Below are 16,242 nucleotides of genomic sequence, written 5' to 3'. Positions count from 1 at the left end.
CACATGGGTTGTGTGGGGTGCTTAGGTCTTCAGCGTCTATCGGCAACCACACCGATCAACACCAGCACCACCAACAGCACCGGCGCCAGGCTGTAGTTGTTGAACTGGCTCAGCCCGCGGATCACCCAGGGCGTCACGTAGATCAGCGCCGCGCCGCTGCCCACTGCACACACCAGCGCCATTACGGGCACCCGTAGCGCACCGGCCAGTGCGCCCAGGCGGCCTTCGATCCAGCCTTTGAAATCGGCACCGAACAGCACCAGCAGGCATCCCACCAGCGCCAAGGCGATTTCCGAGATGTGGCTGCGGCTCCAGCGAGACATGGACGCCAGCAGGTCGAGAACAAAATCCATGGGTAATCCTTAGGTCAAGAAATACTGCAGCAGATCGTTGAGGAACAGCTGTCCCCGCGGGGTCGCAGCCAGGCGCGACGGTTCGACCTGCAAAAGGCCTTTTTGTTCGGTCTCGCGGCGCGCATCGGCCAGGCTGTGCAACGCCAGGCCGGTGCGCTGATGATAAAGCTCGGCCTCCACGCCATCGGTCAGGCGCAAGGCGTTCATCAGGAATTCGAACGGCAACTCGTCGTCGCTCAGCGCCTTGTTGCCCGCCTGAAACGGCTTGGCCGGATTCAGATAGTCCTTGGGCAGCCGGGTTTTCCAGGTGCGCAGGATGCGGCCGTCGGGGTGGCTGAGCTTGCCATGGGCGCCGGCACCGATTCCGATGAAATCGCCGAAGCTCCAGTAATTGAGGTTGTGCCGCGCTGGGCGCCCTGGCTGCGCGTAGGCGGAGACTTCGTACTGGGCGAAGCCACGGCTGGCCAACAGCGCCTGGCCGGCCTCCTGGATGTCCCATAAGGTGTCGTCTTCGGGCAGTAACGGCGGCTGATTCCAGAACACCGTGTTCGGCTCCAGGGTCAACTGGTACCAGGACAGATGAGTCGGCGCCATGGCGATGGCTTGGCGCAGGTCGCCCAAGGCGTCGTCGAGGGACTGATCGGGCAACCCGTGCATGAGGTCGAGGTTGAAATTGTCGAAGCCGGCCTTGCGCGCCATGTCAGCGGCGCGGATCGCTTCGTCACCGTTGTGGATGCGGCCCAGCGCCTGCAGCTTGGCTTCCTGAAAGCTCTGGATGCCGATCGACAGGCGATTGATGCCCAGCCCCCGATAAGCGACGAACTTGTCCTGCTCGAAGGTGCCCGGGTTGGCCTCCAGGGTGATCTCGATGTCTGGCGCGAAGGGGATACGCTGCTCGACCCCGGCCAACAGGCGCCCCAATGCTCTGGCGCTGAACAGGCTGGGGGTGCCGCCGCCGAAGAAGATCGATGTCAGCGGCCGCCCGTAGACGGCCGGCAGGTCCTGATCGAGATCGGCCAGCAACGCATCCACGTATTCTTCCTCGGGCAACACCGCGCTGGCCGTGTGCGAGTTGAAATCGCAATACGGGCATTTGCGTACGCACCAAGGGATGTGGATGTACAGCGACAACGGCGGCAACTGTGCCAGCCCCGGACGCGGTGCCAGCGAGGAAAATCCACCGGCGCTTGGGTGCAGGGTCTGGCTGTGGCCGGTCATTCGTGTTCCAGGCTCAAGCGCTGACGCAGGATGGCCATGGCCCGAGCACGGTGGCTCAGCAGGTTTTTCTCGCTGGGGCTCAGCTCGGCGCTCGAGCAATCGCGCTCGGGTACCCAGAACAACGGGTCATAGCCAAAGCCGTGGTCGCCGCTGGCCGCGTGCAGGATGCGGCCGTGCCACAAGCCTTCGCAGAGGATCGGCAGCGGGTCGTCGGCATGGCGAACCAGCGCCAGCACGCAGACGAACTGCGCGCCGCGTTCGGCCTCGGGCACAGCCTTGAGGGCGTCCAGCAACTTGGCGTTATTGGCCGCGTCGCCTTTGCCGTCGGCGTAACGCGCGGAATAGATGCCCGGCGCGCCACCGAGGTAGTCCACCGCCAGTCCGGAGTCGTCGGCCAGTGCCGGCAGCCCGGAAATACGCGCGGCGTTGCGGGCCTTGAGGATGGCGTTTTCGACGAACGACAGTCCGGTTTCGTCAGGTTCGACCTGGCTGAACTCGCCGATCGAGCGCAGTTGCACCGCATCGCCCAGCATGGCCTGGAGTTCTTTGAGCTTGCCGGCGTTGTGGCTGGCCAGTACGAGTTGCTTGAAATTCATGAGATGCCTTGTAGCGAGGGAGCTTGCCCCCGAAATATTGCAAACGAACGCAGCGCTATACGGCGACCTGATGTGCCTGCAGGCCAGGACTCTGGACCCGATAGATACCGATCTCCCCCAACAGATTAGGCCATAGCTTGCTGGCCCACCCGTGGCGATGCTGCTGATCGACGGCCAGGCGGTCGAGGACCTGCGCTGTGCGCTCCTGGCACAGCGCCTCGAAATCCTTGAAGGTGCAGAAGTGAATGTTCGGCGTGTTGTACCAGGTGTACGGCAAGAATTCCGACACTGGCATCCTGCCCTTGCTTGCCAGATACCAGCGGCAGCGCCAGTGGCCGAAATTGGGGAAGGTGATGATGCACTGGCGGCCGACACGCAGCATTTCGTCGAGAATCCGGTCCGGATACTCCACCGCCTGCAGCGCCTGGGTCATGACCACCACGTCGAAGCTGTTGCTGGCGAAATTGCCGAGGCCCTTGTCCAGGTCCTGTTCGATGACGTTGATGCCTTTGCGTACGCATTCGGTGATGTTGTCGGCATCGATCTCCAGGCCGTAGCCGCTGACCTGCTTGTGGTCGCGCAGCCAGGCCAGCAGTTCGCCGTTGCCGCAGCCCAGGTCGAGCACGCGGCTGCCGGCAGGGATCCAGTCCTGGATGATTTCTAGATCAGCTCGCATGGCAGCCTCAGAGTTCGATTCGGTTCATGTAGCTGGAGAAGGCTTGCAGATAGCGCGGGATCGGGATCAGGAAGGCGTCGTGGCCTTGCGGTGCGTCGATCTCCAGGTAGCAGACGTTCTTTTTCGCCGCCATCAGCGCATCCACCAGTTCCCGCGAGCGTGCCGGCGAGAAGCGCCAGTCGGTGGTGAAGGACATCACGCAGAAATCCGCGGTGACATTGGCGAAGGTCTTGGCGAGGTTGTCGTTGTGGGCCGCTGCTGGGTCGAAGTAATCCAGCGCTTTGGTCATCAGCAGGTAAGTATTGGCGTCGAAACGCCCGGAAAACTCTTCACCCTGATAACGCAGGTAGCTTTCGACCTGGAACTCGACGCTGTGAAAGTCGTAGTTGAGTTTTTCGCTCTTGAGCCCGCGGCCGAATTTCTCGCCCATGGAATCATCCGACAGGTAGGTGATATGCCCGACCATGCGCGCCAGCATCAAGCCGCGCTTGGGAATCACGCCCAGCTCCTGGAACGACCCGCCGTGGAACTCGGGGTCGGTGAGGATCGCCTGACGGGCGACCTCGTTGAACGCGATGTTCTGCGCCGAGAGCTTGGGCGCGGAGGCGATAGCCAGGCAGTGGCGAACACGATCCGGGTAGCTGATGGTCCATTGCAGCGCCTGCATGCCGCCCAGGCTGCCACCCACCACGGCGGCCCATTGGCGCACGCCCAGCAAGTCGGCCAGGCGCGCCTGGCTGTGGACCCAGTCTTCGACGGTGAGCACCGGAAAATCGGCGCCGAAGGGCTTGCCGGTTTCCGTGTTGAGGCTGCTGGGGCCTGTTGAACCGTTGCAGCCGCCCAGGTTGTTGAGGCTGACCACGAAGAACTTGGTGGTGTCGATCGGCTTGCCCGGCCCGATGCAGCTGTCCCACCAGCCCGGTTTGCGGTCTTCGCTGGAATGAAAACCGGCCGCGTGATGATGGCCCGACAGCGCGTGGCAGATGAGCACGGCGTTGCTGGCAGCGGCGTTGAGCGTGCCATAGGTTTCGTAGATGAGGTCGTAGGCGGGCAGCGAACGGCCGCAGGCCAAGGCCAGGGGCTCGCTGAAGTGAGCCAGCTGAGGTGTGACTAATCCGACGGAATCTTCGGGGAAGACAGTGGGCATCGACCCTGCTCTCGCATAAATGAGGCGTAAGTCTAAAGACCGCTGCCCTTAGCGGCAAGCGAAGCCGGTGGCCTGAGTGGCCACCCCATCTCCCTGTGGGAGCGGGCTCTGTCCGCGAAGCCTTTAACCGCTTCGCGGGCAGAGCCTGCTCTCACAGAGAGATGGGTGCTCGTCAAACCAGCAGGCGCAGGATATCCGGCATGCCGCTCATGGCCGCCAGGTTGTTGATCACCAGCATGTCCAGCAGCTTGAGCACCATGAATGCCAGGATCGGCGAGATATCCAGGCCACCAAGGCTCGGCACGATGCGGCGAAACGGCGCCAGCGCGGGCTCGCAGATCTGGTTGACCAGCTCGGCACCGGGGTTGTGGCTACCTTGAGCGACCCAGGAGAGGATCACGCTGATGATCATTGCCCAGAAGAAGATCTTCAAGAACAGCGCGGTCACGCCGATGATCGACCACACCAGCATCTGCACGGCCAGAGCGCCTGCCGACGGCGCGTAGGGAGGGCCGAAGGTACCGCCGGCCAGTAGATAGGTCAGGCTCATCAACAAGTATTGGACGACCAGCGCCAGGACCAGTGAGGACATGTCCAGGCCGAACAGGCTGGGGATTACCTTGCGCAGTGGCCGCAGCAGAGGCTGGGTGGCACGCACGATGAACTGGCTGAGCGGGTTGTAGAAGTCCGCTCGCACCAGTTGCAGGACGAAGCGCAGCAGCACGATCAGCAGGTAAAGGCTGCCAATGGTCTGAATTACGTAAATTGCAGCGGTGTTCAATCCAATCATCATCGACTCCTCAGTTGCCCAACTGCTCGGCGAGCTCTGCCGATCGGTGTGCGGCGGCGCTCAGCGCCTTTTCGACCAGTGCTTCGAAGCCATCGGCCTGGAAACTCTTGATAGCGGCTTCGGTGGTACCGTTTGGTGAGGTCACCCGGCGGCGCAGCTCGGCGGCGTCGACATCGCTGTTGATGGCCATATGCGCAGCGCCAAGGGCGGTCTGCAGGGTCAGCCTGGCGGCTGTTTCTGCCGGCAGGCCGAGCTTGACGCCGGCGGCGGTCATGGCTTCGATCAGCAGAAAGAAATACGCCGGACCGCTACCGGACACCGCAGTGACGGCGTCCAGTTGCTGTTCTTCATCCAGCCACAAGGCGACGCCGACGGCCGACAGTAGCTCCTCGGCCTGCTGGCGTTGCTCCGCGGTCACCTGAGCGGTGGCGTACAGGCCGCTGACGCCCTGGCGTACCAACGCCGGTGTGTTGGGCATGCAGCGCACGATGGGGCGCTCGCCGAGCCAGCGGGTCATGCTGGCGCAGTTGATGCCCGCAGCCACAGAGACCACTAGTTGGCCAGGCTGCAAGTGTGGGCGCAGGCTTTCGCACACGGCCTTCATTACCTGCGGCTTGACGGCAATCAGCACCACGTCGGCGCCGTCGATGGCATGGGCGCTGTCGGCGAAAGTTTCAATGCCGTGCTCGGCGCTGATCCGCGCGCGGGTTTCCGCGCCCGGGTCGCAGGCGCGGATCTGCGCTGCTTCGACGCCTTGGGCACGCATGCCGCCAATCAGGCTGGCAGCCATGTTGCCGGCGCCAATAAACGCAATACGAGTCTTGCTCATGACTGATCCTTGAAAAGAAGGGGGGAGCGCATCATCAGGGCTGGCCATAGTCGCGGGCACCAAACAGCGCGGTGCCGACGCGCACCCAGGTCGCGCCTTGGGCAACGGCGGATTCCAGGTCGTGGCTCATGCCCATGGAAAGCGTATCCAGAGGTAGATCCAGTTCTTGCTGCAAGCGTCGGACCGTCGCGAAGGCCGCATCTTGTGCTGCGCGGTCCTCGGTGGGCTCGGGGATCGCCATGAGTCCACGTAGACGCAGGTTCGGCAGCGCCGCGATAGCGGCAGCGAGCGCAGGCAGGTCGGCCGCGCTACAGCCGGACTTGCTGGCCTCGCCACTGACGTTTACCTGAATGCAGATATTCAGAGGTGCCAAGCCGGCGGGGCGTTGTTCGGACAGGCGTTGGGCAATTTTCAGGCGATCCACGGAGTGCACCCAGTCGAAATGTTCGGCGATGGGCCGCGTCTTGTTTGACTGAATGGGGCCGATGAAATGCCAACTCAAGGGCAGGTCGGTCAATTGCGCCTGTTTTTCGAGGGCTTCCTGCAGATAATTTTCGCCAAAATCCTTGATGCCGGCGGCGTGGGCTTCGCGCACCGCCTCAGCGGGCTTGGTCTTGCTCACTGCCAGCAGGCCGACGGCGGCAGTTTCACGACCGGCTGCCTGGGCGGCTGCATAAATTCGCGCGCTTACCGATAAAACGTTGTCTGCTATCGTGGACATTGATTTTTGCCAGTGGATCCGAGGGTCTGCGGCATTCTACCTGCTTGTCCGTATTTGGGGAGTCTCATGGACATTACCGAGCTGTTGGCTTTCAGTGCGAAACAAGGTGCTTCCGACCTCCACCTGTCGGCCGGCTTGCCGCCGATGATCCGTGTGGATGGCGATGTGCGCCGCATCAACCTGCCGGCGCTGGACAAGAAAGCCGTCACCGACCTTATCTACGACATCATGAACGATCGCCAGCGCAAGGACTTCGAGGAGTTCATGGAGACGGACTTCTCCTTCGAGGTGCCGGGCGTGGCGCGCTTTCGGGTCAACGCATTCAATCACAATCGTGGCGCGGGTGCGGTTTTCCGAACCATTCCGTCCAAAGTACTGAGTATGGAAGACTTGGGCATGGGGGATGTGTTTCGGCGTATTGCCGATGTCCCTCGTGGTCTGGTGCTGGTGACCGGCCCGACCGGTTCGGGCAAATCGACCACCCTGGCGGCAATCATTGATTACCTCAATGCCAACAAGCATCACCACATCCTCACCGTGGAAGACCCAATCGAGTTCGTCCACGAGTCGAAGAAGTGCCTGGTCAACCAGCGCGAAGTGCACCGCGACACCCTGGGCTTCTCCAATGCCCTGCGCTCGGCATTGCGTGAAGACCCGGACGTGATCCTGGTGGGCGAGATGCGCGACCTGGAGACCATACGTCTGGCCCTGACAGCCGCGGAGACCGGTCACCTGGTGTTTGGCACCTTGCACACCACCTCGGCGGCGAAAACCATTGACCGGGTGGTCGACGTATTCCCGGCCGAAGAAAAGTCCATGGTTCGCTCGATGCTGTCGGAATCGTTGCAAGCGGTGATTTCCCAGACTCTTCTGAAGAAGATCGGTGGCGGGCGGGTAGCCGCGCACGAAATCATGATCGGCACTCCGGCCATCCGCAATTTGATCCGCGAGGATAAGGTGGCGCAGATGTATTCGGCCATTCAGACCGGTGGTTCGATTGGCATGCAGACGCTGGACGCCTGCCTGAAGGATCTGCTGAGCAAAGGGATCATCGCGCGTGAGAGTGCGCGGGAGAAGGCGAAGACGCCGGATAATTTCTAGAGGCAAAAAGCGAAAAGCTTCGCGGGCAAGGCTTGCTCCCACAGGTGTATGACTCAGGATCAGTCAACGCTGTGGGAGCAAGGCTTGCCCGCGAAGCTTTTGATTTCAGCGTTGGCTCAGGCGCAACACGGGGGCTTGTTTCTGCTTGGGCAATACGCGCTTGGCGACGACGTAATGCTCATCCCAATACGGCTTGTCGAGCGTGTCGATGGACACGTTCTTGCCCGTGCGTGGGGCGTGAATGAAGCGGTCGTTGCCCAAGTAGATGGCAACGTGGTTGACCTGGCGCCCTTCGATGTTGAAGAACAGCAGATCACCCGGTTTCAAGTCTTTGCGATCGACCTTCTGGCCGTGACCTTCGGCCATGGCATTGGAGGTGCGCGGCAAGTCCACCGAACGTACATCCTTGAAGGCATATTTGACCAACCCGCTGCAGTCGAAGCCTTTCTTCGGGGTGGTGCCACCATACACATACGGGGTACCGAGCATGTTCACGGCGCGGCTGAGGACTTCGCTGCTCTGCTTGGTGGACATCTGTGCGGCGGTGTTACGGGCCGACACCAGCGATTCGCTGTGCTTGCCGCGACGGATAGGCTGACTTGGGCCGTTCAACTGTGCAGAGAGTTCGGCAACCTTGGCGTCAATCGCCTCGTTGGCGGCCTGGGCTTCGGCAGCAGCCTCCAGTTTGTGCAGTTCTTTGTCTTTTACGCTGTTCTTCGCCAGAACAGGGGCCTTGTGCTTGGTGTTGCGAGCTTCGGTAGGTGTCTTGTGCTTGGCGGCTGCCGATGGCTTGGCAGTCTTGGTAGCGGTTTCGGTTTTAGCCAGCTTGATGTTCGGTTTGGTTTTCTCGTTTTTGGCCGTGTGACCGGCTGGTTCAGGAAGTCGTTGCTCACGGTTGGTGGCGTGGGCGGCCAGGGGCAATAGTAGGCAGATGGTTAGCCATGTCTTGAAAAAAGGACGCATTTGGCAAGGCTCGTTTGGTTAGGCGCGAAACTTTATAACAGGTTTTTTTTCTGAATTAACCCCTTCATTCAGCGTCGAGGCTGTGTCAAAGACGTGCCATCACGGTGAAAAAGCTAACTGGGTGACCAGAGAGTCAGGTAAAACGCGGGTTTGACCGGGGTGTACGAGAAAATGACCACACGTCGGGGCAGGACAAAAAAGTCACAGAAATAATGAAAAAATTTAACTATCAGCTGTCTGGAGGTCTCCTATGAGTAGCTATCGTTCTTACCCGGTCACCCAGGATACCCATAGCAAGCTGCTCGGGTACCTGTTGTGGATTTTTGGTTTTACCGGTGCCCATCGCTTCTATTACGGCAAGCCAGTGACGGGCACGATCTGGTTCTTCACGCTGGGCCTGCTCGGAATCGGCTGGATCATCGACTTCTTCCTGATCCCGTCCATGGACCGGGAAGCGGACCTGCGCTTTACCCCTGGGCCGACGGATTACAGCGTGGCCTGGCTGCTACTGGCGTTTCTGGGTTTGTTCGGCGTGCACCGGATGTATCAGGGCAAATGGATCAGCGGGATAATTTATCTACTGACCGGCGGGTTGTTCTTTCTAGGGGTGCTGTATGACTTCTGGACGTTGAATGATCAAGTGTCGCTTTCCAATGCCCGGTCCGGGCGCTGAATAATGGGCGACCCCTCACCCCTGCGGGATCGAGCTCTGTCCACGAAGCCGTTAAACGCTTCGCGGGCAGAGCGCGATCCTACCGGGGAGTGGTGAATGATTAAGGACGGTCTCAGCCGCCGTGGCTGATATGCCCATCCACCAGGGTGTAACGCACCGCCCCCGGCAGGCAGTGGCCCAGAAACGGGCTGTTCTCGCCCTTCGACAACCAACGCTCGCCGGCCACGGTAGAGGCGTCCAGATCGAACAACACCAAGTCCGCCGCAGCGCCTGCTTTCAACTCGCCCGCTGGCAGGCGCAAGGCCTTGGCTGGGCCGGCGCTCAAGCGCGTCAGCAGTGTCGGCAAGTCCAGCAGGCCGTCGGCCACCAGCGTCAGTGCCAACGGCAATAGCAGTTCGACGCTGCTGATGCCTGGCTCGGTCGCCCCGAACGGCGCCAGCTTGGCATCGCGTTCGTGGGGCTGGTGATGGCTGGAGATCGCTTGAATCACCCCGGCCTTTACCGCTTCGCGCAGGCCATCGCGGTCCTTGCGGGTGCGTAGCGGCGGTTGCACGTGGTAGAGGCTGGAGAAGTCGATCAGCGCCTCGTCAGTAAGGATCAGCTGATAAAGCGCCACATCGGCCGTGACCGGCAAGCCGCGCGCCTGCGCATCAGCAATCAACTGCACGCCGCGAGCGGTGGTCAGCTGGCTGAAGTGCGCACGCACACCGCTTTGCTCGACCAGCAGCAGGTCCCGGGCCAGGGCCACGGTCTCGGCGGTTTCGGGAATCCCCGGCAGGCCGAGGAAGCTGGCGGTCGGGCCTTCGTGGGCGAGGCCGCCCTGAGCCAGATCACGGTCCTGGGAATGGAAGATCACGGTCAGGTCGAAGGTGGCGGCATATTCCAGCGCCCGGCACAGCGTGCGGGTGTTGTGGAAGCTTTGCAGGCCGTTGCCGAAGGCGATGCAACCGGCATCGCGCAGGGCGACCAGCTCGGCCAGTTGCTCGCCTTCCAGCCCCTTGCTCAGCGCACCGATGGGGAACACCTTGCAGTGCCCGGCCTCGCGAGCGCGGTCGAGGATCAGCTCGGTCACTGCCGAGGTGTCCAGCACCGGGCGCGTATGCGGTGGGCAGCACAGGCTGGTCACGCCGCCGGCCGCCGCGGCGCGGGTTTCACTGGCAATAGTGCCCTTGCGGCTGTAACCCGGCTCGCGCAGGGCGACGCTGAGGTCGACCAGGCCAGGGGCGGCTACCAGGCCCTTGGCGTCGAGTTGCTGGCTGGCGTTGAAACCGGCCGGCGCGGCGCCAATGGCGACTATCTTGCCTTCGCTGATGTGCAGATCGCTGATGCTGTCCAGGCCGCTGGTGGGGTCGATGACACGGGCCCCGAGGATGCTGAGACTCACTGCACGTTCTCCTGCTCGAATTGACGCTGGGCGGTTTGCCCGCTCATGGCCATGGACAGCACCGCCATGCGCACCGCGATGCCATAGGTGACTTGGTTGAGAATGACCGAATGGGGACCGTCGGCCACCGCCGATTCGATCTCGACACCGCGGTTGATCGGCCCTGGGTGCATGACGATGGCATCCGGCTTGGCGCCGGCCAGGCGCGCGGTGGTCAGGCCGAACAGGCGGTAGAACTCGCCCTCGCTCGGCAGCAGGCCACCCTGCATGCGTTCGCGCTGCAGGCGCAGCATGATCACCACGTCGACGTCCTTAAGGCCTTCTTCAAGATTGGTGTAGACCTTGACGCCGTACTGCTCGATGCCGATCGGCAGCAGCGTCTTGGGCGCAACCACGCGGATGTCCGGGCAGCCCAGCGCCTTGAGGGCGAGCATGTTGGAGCGCGCGACGCGCGAGTGCAGGATATCGCCGACGATGGCTACCGAGAGGTTCTCGAAGCTGCCCTTGTGACGGCGAATGGTGAGCATGTCGAGCATGCCCTGGGTCGGGTGCGAATGGCGGCCGTCGCCACCGTTGATGATCGCTACCTCGGGGCACACGTGCTCGGCGATGAAGTGCGCGGCACCGGAATCGCCATGGCGGACCACGAACATGTCGGCGGCCATGGCTTCGAGGTTGCGCAGGGTATCGAACAGCGTCTCGCCCTTGCTGGTCGAGGAGGTCGACACGTTCAGGGTGATGACATCGGCCGACAGGCGCTGGGCGGCCAGTTCAAAGGTGGTACGGGTGCGCGTGGAGTTCTCGAAGAACACGTTGCACACCGTTTTGCCGCGCAGCAGCGGGACCTTCTTGACCGCCCGCGCGCCGACTTCGAGGAACGAGTCGGCGGTGTCGAGGATTTCGGTCAGCAAGGCCTTGGGCAAACCGTCGAGCGAAAGAAAATGCCGCAGCTGACCGTGGTCGTTGAGCTGCAGCGGGCGCTTGGCGTCAATGGGCGTCATCGCGTGGGGACCCTTAAAGGCTGGAGGCGGAGGCGAGGTCCTGGCGCTCGAGGGCGAGCGGTGAGGGGCCGGACAATTTTACCCGTTCGTGGGCGGCCAGCGACAGTGTCGCGCCGACGATATTGGGCCGAATAGGCAACTCGCCAGCATCAAGGTCAAGCAGCGATACCAGGGTCACGCTGGCGGGGCGGCCATAATCGAACAGCTCGTTGAGGGCCGCGCGGATAGTGCGACCGCTCATCAAGACATCGTCGATCAGCACCAGATGCTGGCCTTCGATCTCGAACGGCAGCTCAGAGGGGCGCACTTGCGGGTGAAGGCCGTTCTGGCTGAAGTCGTCGCGATAGAACGACACGTCGAGGGTGCCCAGCGGCGCCTCGCTGTGCAGCTCGGCCAAAAGCGCCTGGGCAACCCAGACGCCGCCGGTGCGGATGCCGATGTACCGTGGCTCGCTGATCTCGCGCTTGGCCAGATGGGCCTGCAGGTCGATGGCCATCTGACGGATCAGATCGGCGGGGTTGGGAAGGCTCATGGGTACTCCTGAAAGGCGCCGGGCATCGATTCACACCGGGCGAAATATTTTCACTCCTGAGCCGGCCCCAGGTTCAGGGGAGCACGGCCGCAGGAAGTGTGGCTTCTGAAAATAGCGCTCAGGCGCCTAGCTGATCGGCGTTGGCCTCGAGCCAGCCTTGCAACAGCAGGGCGGCGGCGATGGCGTCCACCGGATTGTCGCGGTAACTGCCGCGCTGCCCGCCGCGGGCCATACGCTCGCCCTTGGCCTCGAAGGTGGTCAGGCGTTCATCGTGGGTGTGCACGGGAATGTTGTAGCGGCCGTTGATGCGCCTGCCGAATTTTTCGGCGCGTTCGCTCATGTCGCTAGGGCTGCCGTCCATGTTCAACGGCAAGCCGACGACAATTGCATCGGGCTTCCATTCCTTGATCAGTGCTTCGACCTGGTTCCAGTCCGGCACGCCGTTCTGCGCCTTGAGCGTGCACAGTTCGCGGGCCTGGCCGGTGATGACCTGGCCGACCGCGACGCCGATCTGTTTGGTGCCGTAGTCGAAACCCAGTAGCAGACGAATGGCCATCAGGCGTGCCCCGCCTGTGAGGTCAGCAGGCTGAGGTTGATCCCCAGGCTGCGCGCCGCCGCATCCAGACGCAGCTCGCTGGTGGTGCCGAACAGGATATCGGCGTCGAAAGGGCAGGTCAGCCAGGCGTTGTCGGTCAGCTCGGCTTCCAGCTGCCCGGCTTCCCAGCCGGCATAGCCAAGGGTGATCAGGCTTTGCTTGGGGCCCACGCCGTCAGCGATGGCGAACAGCACGTCCTGAGAGGTGGACAGGGCGATATCGCCCAGATCGACGGTCGCCTGGTACTTGGGCCCCAGGCTGTGCAGCACGAAGCCGCGGTCGGTCTGCACCGGGCCGCCCATATAGATAGGCACGTACTGACAGCTCACCGGCGGATCGATTTCCGGTCGCAGCTGCTCGAGGATGTCCGCCAGATTTAGCGACTGCGGGCGGTTGATCACCAGGCCCATGGCGCCATTGGCGCTGTGCTCGACGATGTAGGTCAAGGTGTGGGCAAAGTTCGAGTCGGCCATGTGCGGCATGGCGATCAGGAACTGATGCTTGAGGTAACTGGGTTCGACTTTTTTCATGGCATGTAGTGTGGCGTTGACCCGACCACCTGACAAGCTGGCAGATGCTTCAGCGTGTGAGGGGTTCAGTTGCTGGAAAGACGATCACCCTTGGCGAAACGCCAGGTACGTATGATTTCGAGCCGGTCAACGTCGGAAAGGTCCCCAGTGAACGGTTGGAAAGGTGCCGCCAGGCGCACGATGCGCTGCGCGGCCTGATCCAGCAGCGGTTGCCCGGACGACTCCAGCACCAGCACTTCATACAGCGAGCCGTCGCTGTTGATCGAGACCATCAGCCGCAGGCTGCCGTAGATCTGCTGGCGACGTGCCTCTTCAGGGTAGTTGAGGTTGCCGATGCGCTCGACCTTCTTGCGCCATTCGTCTTTATACCAGGCACCCTTGTCATGCATGGTCGAGGCAGCGCTCAGGCGATGGATGCGCGGGCGCTTGGCGTAGGCCTGCTGCTCCTGGGCCAGTTCGGCTTCGAGGCTGGCGATTTCGTTGGACTGCTCGGTATTCTCGAAATCCGGGGTGTTGGTCTTCGGCGTCTCCTGCGGTTTGACCGGATCGGGCCGCGCTTCGGTCTTTTGTGGCTGCTGCGCGCGGGTGGCCACGGCTTTGCGGGCTTGCGGGGTGTCCGGGTTGACCAGCGGTTTGGGCGTGGGCGGCGGCGTGACCTTGTTGATGGCTTCGTCCTGGAACGGCGCGATCTCGGTGGTCTTGGGCAGCGCCTTGGCGTCGAGCGTGCCGCTGCCTTCCTGATTGTCCTGGGCGAGGTAATCGGCCTTGTCCGGCGCCTTGGCGCTCTTGAACGGTGCCAGGGTGATTTCCAGCGTGCGTGAAATCTCGCTCGGCGGGGTAACGGCAAAGCTCACGCCAAGGATCACCGCCACGTGCAGCAAGGCCGCCACCATCAGGGTGAACCCCAGACGGTCGGCCGGACGTACGCGCGAACGCGGGGCCTTGGCTGACGCAGGTGCAGGATTGGCAGGCACGGGGGCAACGCGTTTCATCGGTTATCCATTAGCCACCGCTCCTGTGGGAGTGGGCTGTGCCCACGAATGGCGCGGTGCGGTGTCATGTCGGGCCTCTTCGCGGGCAGAGCCCGCTCCCACAGAAGCGGTGTTCCTTGAAGGGTTCAGCGAGCCTTCAGCTTTTGATCGATGGCATCCATCAACTGCACGCCGATGCGGGTGCCGAAGGCATTGTCGATCTCGCGGATGCAGGTCGGGCTGGTGACGTTGATTTCGGTCAGGTGCTCACCGATCACATCGAGGCCCACGAACAGCAAGCCTTTCTCGCGCAACGTCGGGCCGACCTGGGCGGCGATCCAGCGATCACGGTCGGTCAGCGGCCGTGCTTCACCCCGTCCGCCAGCCGCCAGGTTGCCGCGGGTCTCGCCGGCCGCCGGAATGCGCGCCAGGCAGTAGGGCACGGGCTCGCCGTCGATCATCAGGATGCGTTTGTCGCCGTCCTTGATCGCCGGCAGATAGGCCTGGCCCATGGTCTGCTGCGTGCCGTTGACGGTCAGGGTTTCGAGGATCACCGAGAGGTTCGGATCGCCTGGGCGGTGACGGAAGATCGAGGTGCCGCCCATGCCGTCCAGCGGCTTGAGGATCACATCGCCATGCTTGGCCACGAACTCGCGCAGCACATCCGCGCGGCGGCTGACCACCGTGGGCGGCGTGCACTGCGGGAACAGCGTGGCGAACAACTTCTCGTTGCAATCGCGCAGGCTCTGTGGACGGTTGACCACCAGCACACCCTCGCGCTCGGCTTGTTCGAGCAGGTAGGTGGAGTAGACGAATTCGAGATCGAAGGGCGGGTCCTTGCGCATCAGGATGACGTTGAGGTCGGCCAGCGGCGCGTCGGATTCGGCGTCGAGTTCGAACCATTTGTCCGGGTTGGCGAACACTTTCAGGGGGCGCATCCGCGCGCGGGCCTGGCCGTCGCCCTGATAGAGGTCCTGGATCTCCATGTAGAACAGCTCCCAGCCGCGCTCCTGGGCGGCCAGCAGCATGGCCAGCGAGCTGTCCTTCTTGTAGGAGATCTCGGCGATCGGGTCCATGACAATTCCGAGGCGAACGCTCATGGGTAATTCCTCTTGTCGGCAATGCCTGAATAGGGCGTGAAAAGTGGCGTCAGGGTGGCGCTGACGGCCGCTGCGGTCAAGGGAAAACCGCAGGCCGGCGTGGTTGATGGAATGCCTTCCCCGAGTGTGTTAAAAATGCTGGCAATACACACAGGCCCCTTGTGGACTCAGGTCCGCAGCCCGGCCTGGCTCGCCAGCATGCTGGCCATCACCGTCGAGCACTCATGGAACAGCATCAGGGCACCTTGAATCCGGGCGTGAAGGTCATGGTGATCGATGACTCCAAGACCATTCGCCGTTCTGCACAGGCATTGCTCAAGGACACCGGTGTCGAGGTCATCACTGCGGTGGACGGCTTCGACGCACTGGTCAAGATCATCGATAATGCCGTGCATATCATTTTCGTCGACGTCATGATGCCGCGCCTCGACGGCTACCAGACCTGCGCCTTGATCAAGCACCACAGTGCCTTGATGGCGACGCCGGTGGTGATGCTGTCGTCGCGCGACGGGGTGTTCGACAAAGCCCGGGGGCGCAGCGTCGGCTCCGAGCAGTTTTTGACCAAGCCTTTCAGCAAGGAAACCCTGCTGGGTGCGATCCAGGCCCATGTGCCCGGCTTCACCGTTGCAGCGCAACCCGCGCCCTGACAGGGGCTGAACGTGTCACGACGTCTTATCAAGTATGGGGAACAGCATGGCTCGAATTCTGATCGTCGATGACTCGCCGACCGAGATGTACAAACTCACCAGTATCCTGGAAAAGCACGGCCACACCGTGCTCAAGGCCGAGCACGGCGCCGATGGCGTGGCCCTGGCCCGCCAGGAAAAACCCGATGCGGTGCTGATGGACATCGTCATGCCCGGCCTCAACGGTTTTCAGGCGACCCGGCAACTGACCAAGGACCCGGAAACCAGCCACATTCCGGTGATCATCATCACCACCAAGGATCAGGAAACCGACAAGGTCTGGGGCACGCGCCAGGGCGCCCGTGACTACCTGACCAAGCCGGTCGATGAAGACAGCCTGATCAGGACCCTGAACGCCGTCCTCGCAGGCTGATGG

20 protein-coding genes are annotated in these 16,242 nt (G+C 62.4%); 4 read left to right on the top strand and 16 right to left on the bottom strand.

Annotated features, from left to right (window positions below; translation table 11 throughout):
- Positions 1-29: 29 nt before the first annotated feature.
- From REH34_RS13950 to REH34_RS13915, 8 genes are all read right to left on the bottom strand, one after another.
- Positions 30-353, bottom strand: a complete 324-nt coding sequence (locus tag REH34_RS13950; protein WP_226505475.1) for a DUF3392 domain-containing protein — start codon at positions 351-353, stop codon at positions 30-32.
- A gap of 9 nt (positions 354-362) precedes the next feature.
- Positions 363-1,571 (bottom strand): radical SAM family heme chaperone HemW, encoded by a 1,209-nt coding sequence (gene hemW, locus REH34_RS13945; protein WP_311971933.1) that lies wholly within the window; start codon positions 1,569-1,571, stop codon positions 363-365.
- Complete coding sequence (gene rdgB, locus REH34_RS13940) at positions 1,568-2,167, bottom strand: RdgB/HAM1 family non-canonical purine NTP pyrophosphatase (RefSeq protein WP_311971932.1); 600 nt, start codon at positions 2,165-2,167, stop codon at positions 1,568-1,570. Before rdgB ends, hemW begins: the two co-directional genes overlap by 4 nt.
- 55 nt (positions 2,168-2,222) lie before the next feature.
- Entirely contained in the window at positions 2,223-2,843 is a 621-nt protein-coding gene (metW, locus tag REH34_RS13935; protein WP_311971931.1) for a methionine biosynthesis protein MetW, read from the bottom strand.
- 7 nt (positions 2,844-2,850) lie between these two features.
- Positions 2,851-3,990 (bottom strand): homoserine O-acetyltransferase, encoded by a 1,140-nt coding sequence (locus REH34_RS13930; RefSeq protein WP_311971930.1) that lies wholly within the window; start codon positions 3,988-3,990, stop codon positions 2,851-2,853.
- Positions 3,991-4,162: 172 nt separating this feature from the next.
- A complete protein-coding gene (locus REH34_RS13925; protein WP_311971929.1) occupies positions 4,163-4,780 on the bottom strand; it encodes a YggT family protein in 618 nt (205 codons plus the stop codon).
- 10 nt (positions 4,781-4,790) lie between these two features.
- Positions 4,791-5,609, bottom strand: a complete 819-nt coding sequence (gene proC / locus REH34_RS13920; protein WP_311971928.1) for a pyrroline-5-carboxylate reductase — start codon at positions 5,607-5,609, stop codon at positions 4,791-4,793.
- A gap of 34 nt (positions 5,610-5,643) precedes the next feature.
- Positions 5,644-6,330, bottom strand: coding sequence for a YggS family pyridoxal phosphate-dependent enzyme (locus tag REH34_RS13915; RefSeq protein WP_311971927.1), 687 nt, complete (start codon positions 6,328-6,330; stop codon positions 5,644-5,646).
- A 66-nt stretch (positions 6,331-6,396) separates the two neighbouring features.
- Between REH34_RS13915 and REH34_RS13910 the strand changes: the two genes are divergently transcribed.
- Positions 6,397-7,431 (top strand): type IV pilus twitching motility protein PilT, encoded by a 1,035-nt coding sequence (locus REH34_RS13910; protein ID WP_226505483.1) that lies wholly within the window; start codon positions 6,397-6,399, stop codon positions 7,429-7,431.
- Between the two features lie 105 nt (positions 7,432-7,536).
- Here the strand turns inward: REH34_RS13910 and REH34_RS30210 are convergent, their stop codons facing one another.
- On the bottom strand, positions 7,537-8,394 hold the full coding sequence (locus REH34_RS30210) for a C40 family peptidase (RefSeq protein ID WP_409373298.1): 858 nt from the start codon (positions 8,392-8,394) through the stop codon (positions 7,537-7,539).
- A 250-nt stretch (positions 8,395-8,644) separates the two neighbouring features.
- Here REH34_RS30210 and REH34_RS13900 point away from each other — a divergent pair, with 250 nt between their 5' ends.
- On the top strand, positions 8,645-9,067 hold the full coding sequence (locus REH34_RS13900) for an NINE protein (protein WP_226505484.1): 423 nt from the start codon (positions 8,645-8,647) through the stop codon (positions 9,065-9,067).
- Positions 9,068-9,179: 112 nt separating this feature from the next.
- On the opposite strand, the gene REH34_RS13895 is transcribed toward REH34_RS13900, so the two are convergent.
- From REH34_RS13895 to gshB, 7 genes are all read right to left on the bottom strand, one after another.
- Complete coding sequence (locus REH34_RS13895; RefSeq protein WP_311971926.1) at positions 9,180-10,451, bottom strand: dihydroorotase; 1,272 nt, start codon at positions 10,449-10,451, stop codon at positions 9,180-9,182.
- The gene (locus REH34_RS13890) at positions 10,448-11,452 is read right to left on the bottom strand and encodes an aspartate carbamoyltransferase catalytic subunit (protein WP_226505486.1); all 1,005 of its coding nucleotides are present in this window, start codon (positions 11,450-11,452) and stop codon (positions 10,448-10,450) included. Before REH34_RS13890 ends, REH34_RS13895 begins: the two co-directional genes overlap by 4 nt.
- A 13-nt stretch (positions 11,453-11,465) precedes the next feature.
- Entirely contained in the window at positions 11,466-11,984 is a 519-nt protein-coding gene (gene pyrR / locus REH34_RS13885) for a bifunctional pyr operon transcriptional regulator/uracil phosphoribosyltransferase PyrR (protein WP_226505487.1), read from the bottom strand.
- Between the two features lie 118 nt (positions 11,985-12,102).
- A complete protein-coding gene (gene ruvX / locus REH34_RS13880) occupies positions 12,103-12,540 on the bottom strand; it encodes a Holliday junction resolvase RuvX (RefSeq protein WP_226505488.1) in 438 nt (145 codons plus the stop codon).
- Complete coding sequence (locus REH34_RS13875) at positions 12,540-13,109, bottom strand: YqgE/AlgH family protein (protein ID WP_226505489.1); 570 nt, start codon at positions 13,107-13,109, stop codon at positions 12,540-12,542. Before REH34_RS13875 ends, ruvX begins: the two co-directional genes overlap by 1 nt.
- A gap of 65 nt (positions 13,110-13,174) precedes the next feature.
- The gene (locus tag REH34_RS13870) at positions 13,175-14,002 is read right to left on the bottom strand and encodes an energy transducer TonB (protein ID WP_409373324.1); all 828 of its coding nucleotides are present in this window, start codon (positions 14,000-14,002) and stop codon (positions 13,175-13,177) included.
- A gap of 224 nt (positions 14,003-14,226) precedes the next feature.
- Positions 14,227-15,180 (bottom strand): glutathione synthase, encoded by a 954-nt coding sequence (gene gshB, locus REH34_RS13865; protein WP_311971924.1) that lies wholly within the window; start codon positions 15,178-15,180, stop codon positions 14,227-14,229.
- Positions 15,181-15,404: 224 nt separating this feature from the next.
- Between gshB and REH34_RS13860 the strand changes: the two genes are divergently transcribed.
- Together REH34_RS13860 and pilH are read left to right on the top strand one after the other, a co-directional pair.
- On the top strand, positions 15,405-15,827 hold the full coding sequence (locus tag REH34_RS13860; protein ID WP_226505491.1) for a PleD family two-component system response regulator: 423 nt from the start codon (positions 15,405-15,407) through the stop codon (positions 15,825-15,827).
- A gap of 46 nt (positions 15,828-15,873) precedes the next feature.
- Complete coding sequence (pilH, locus tag REH34_RS13855; RefSeq protein WP_226505492.1) at positions 15,874-16,239, top strand: twitching motility response regulator PilH; 366 nt, start codon at positions 15,874-15,876, stop codon at positions 16,237-16,239.
- Positions 16,240-16,242: the final 3 nt, after the last annotated feature.

Origin of the sequence: Pseudomonas baltica (assembly GCF_031880315.1) — a bacterium.
GTDB lineage: Bacteria > Pseudomonadota > Gammaproteobacteria > Pseudomonadales > Pseudomonadaceae > Aquipseudomonas.
The sequence above is the reverse complement of the archived record's forward strand: the minus strand, read 5'-3'. Positions and strand labels throughout refer to the sequence as shown.

Excerpts from the sequence above, each read along its gene's own strand:
- REH34_RS13925 (WP_311971929.1), bottom strand. The coding sequence starts at position 4,780 with ATGATTGGATTGAACACCGCTGCAATTTACGTAATTCAGACCATTGGC.
- REH34_RS13910 (WP_226505483.1), top strand. The coding sequence starts at position 6,397 with ATGGACATTACCGAGCTGTTGGCTTTCAGTGCGAAACAAGGTGCTTCC.
- metW (WP_311971931.1), bottom strand. The coding sequence starts at position 2,843 with ATGCGAGCTGATCTAGAAATCATCCAGGACTGGATCCCTGCCGGCAGC.
- REH34_RS13890 (WP_226505486.1), bottom strand. The coding sequence starts at position 11,452 with ATGACGCCCATTGACGCCAAGCGCCCGCTGCAGCTCAACGACCACGGT.
- gshB (WP_311971924.1), bottom strand. The coding sequence starts at position 15,180 with ATGAGCGTTCGCCTCGGAATTGTCATGGACCCGATCGCCGAGATCTCC.
- pilH (WP_226505492.1), top strand. The coding sequence starts at position 15,874 with ATGGCTCGAATTCTGATCGTCGATGACTCGCCGACCGAGATGTACAAA.
- REH34_RS30210 (WP_409373298.1), bottom strand. The coding sequence starts at position 8,394 with ATGCGTCCTTTTTTCAAGACATGGCTAACCATCTGCCTACTATTGCCC.
- REH34_RS13900 (WP_226505484.1), top strand. The coding sequence starts at position 8,645 with ATGAGTAGCTATCGTTCTTACCCGGTCACCCAGGATACCCATAGCAAG.
- REH34_RS13930 (WP_311971930.1), bottom strand. The coding sequence starts at position 3,990 with ATGCCCACTGTCTTCCCCGAAGATTCCGTCGGATTAGTCACACCTCAG.
- pyrR (WP_226505487.1), bottom strand. The coding sequence starts at position 11,984 with ATGAGCCTTCCCAACCCCGCCGATCTGATCCGTCAGATGGCCATCGAC.
- REH34_RS13950 (WP_226505475.1), bottom strand. The coding sequence starts at position 353 with ATGGATTTTGTTCTCGACCTGCTGGCGTCCATGTCTCGCTGGAGCCGC.
- hemW (WP_311971933.1), bottom strand. The coding sequence starts at position 1,571 with ATGACCGGCCACAGCCAGACCCTGCACCCAAGCGCCGGTGGATTTTCC.
- proC (WP_311971928.1), bottom strand. The coding sequence starts at position 5,609 with ATGAGCAAGACTCGTATTGCGTTTATTGGCGCCGGCAACATGGCTGCC.
- rdgB (WP_311971932.1), bottom strand. The coding sequence starts at position 2,167 with ATGAATTTCAAGCAACTCGTACTGGCCAGCCACAACGCCGGCAAGCTC.
- ruvX (WP_226505488.1), bottom strand. The coding sequence starts at position 12,540 with ATGGCCATTCGTCTGCTACTGGGTTTCGACTACGGCACCAAACAGATC.
- REH34_RS13915 (WP_311971927.1), bottom strand. The coding sequence starts at position 6,330 with ATGTCCACGATAGCAGACAACGTTTTATCGGTAAGCGCGCGAATTTAT.
- REH34_RS13875 (WP_226505489.1), bottom strand. The coding sequence starts at position 13,109 with ATGAAAAAAGTCGAACCCAGTTACCTCAAGCATCAGTTCCTGATCGCC.
- REH34_RS13870 (WP_409373324.1), bottom strand. The coding sequence starts at position 14,002 with ATGGTGGCGGCCTTGCTGCACGTGGCGGTGATCCTTGGCGTGAGCTTT.
- REH34_RS13860 (WP_226505491.1), top strand. The coding sequence starts at position 15,405 with ATGGAACAGCATCAGGGCACCTTGAATCCGGGCGTGAAGGTCATGGTG.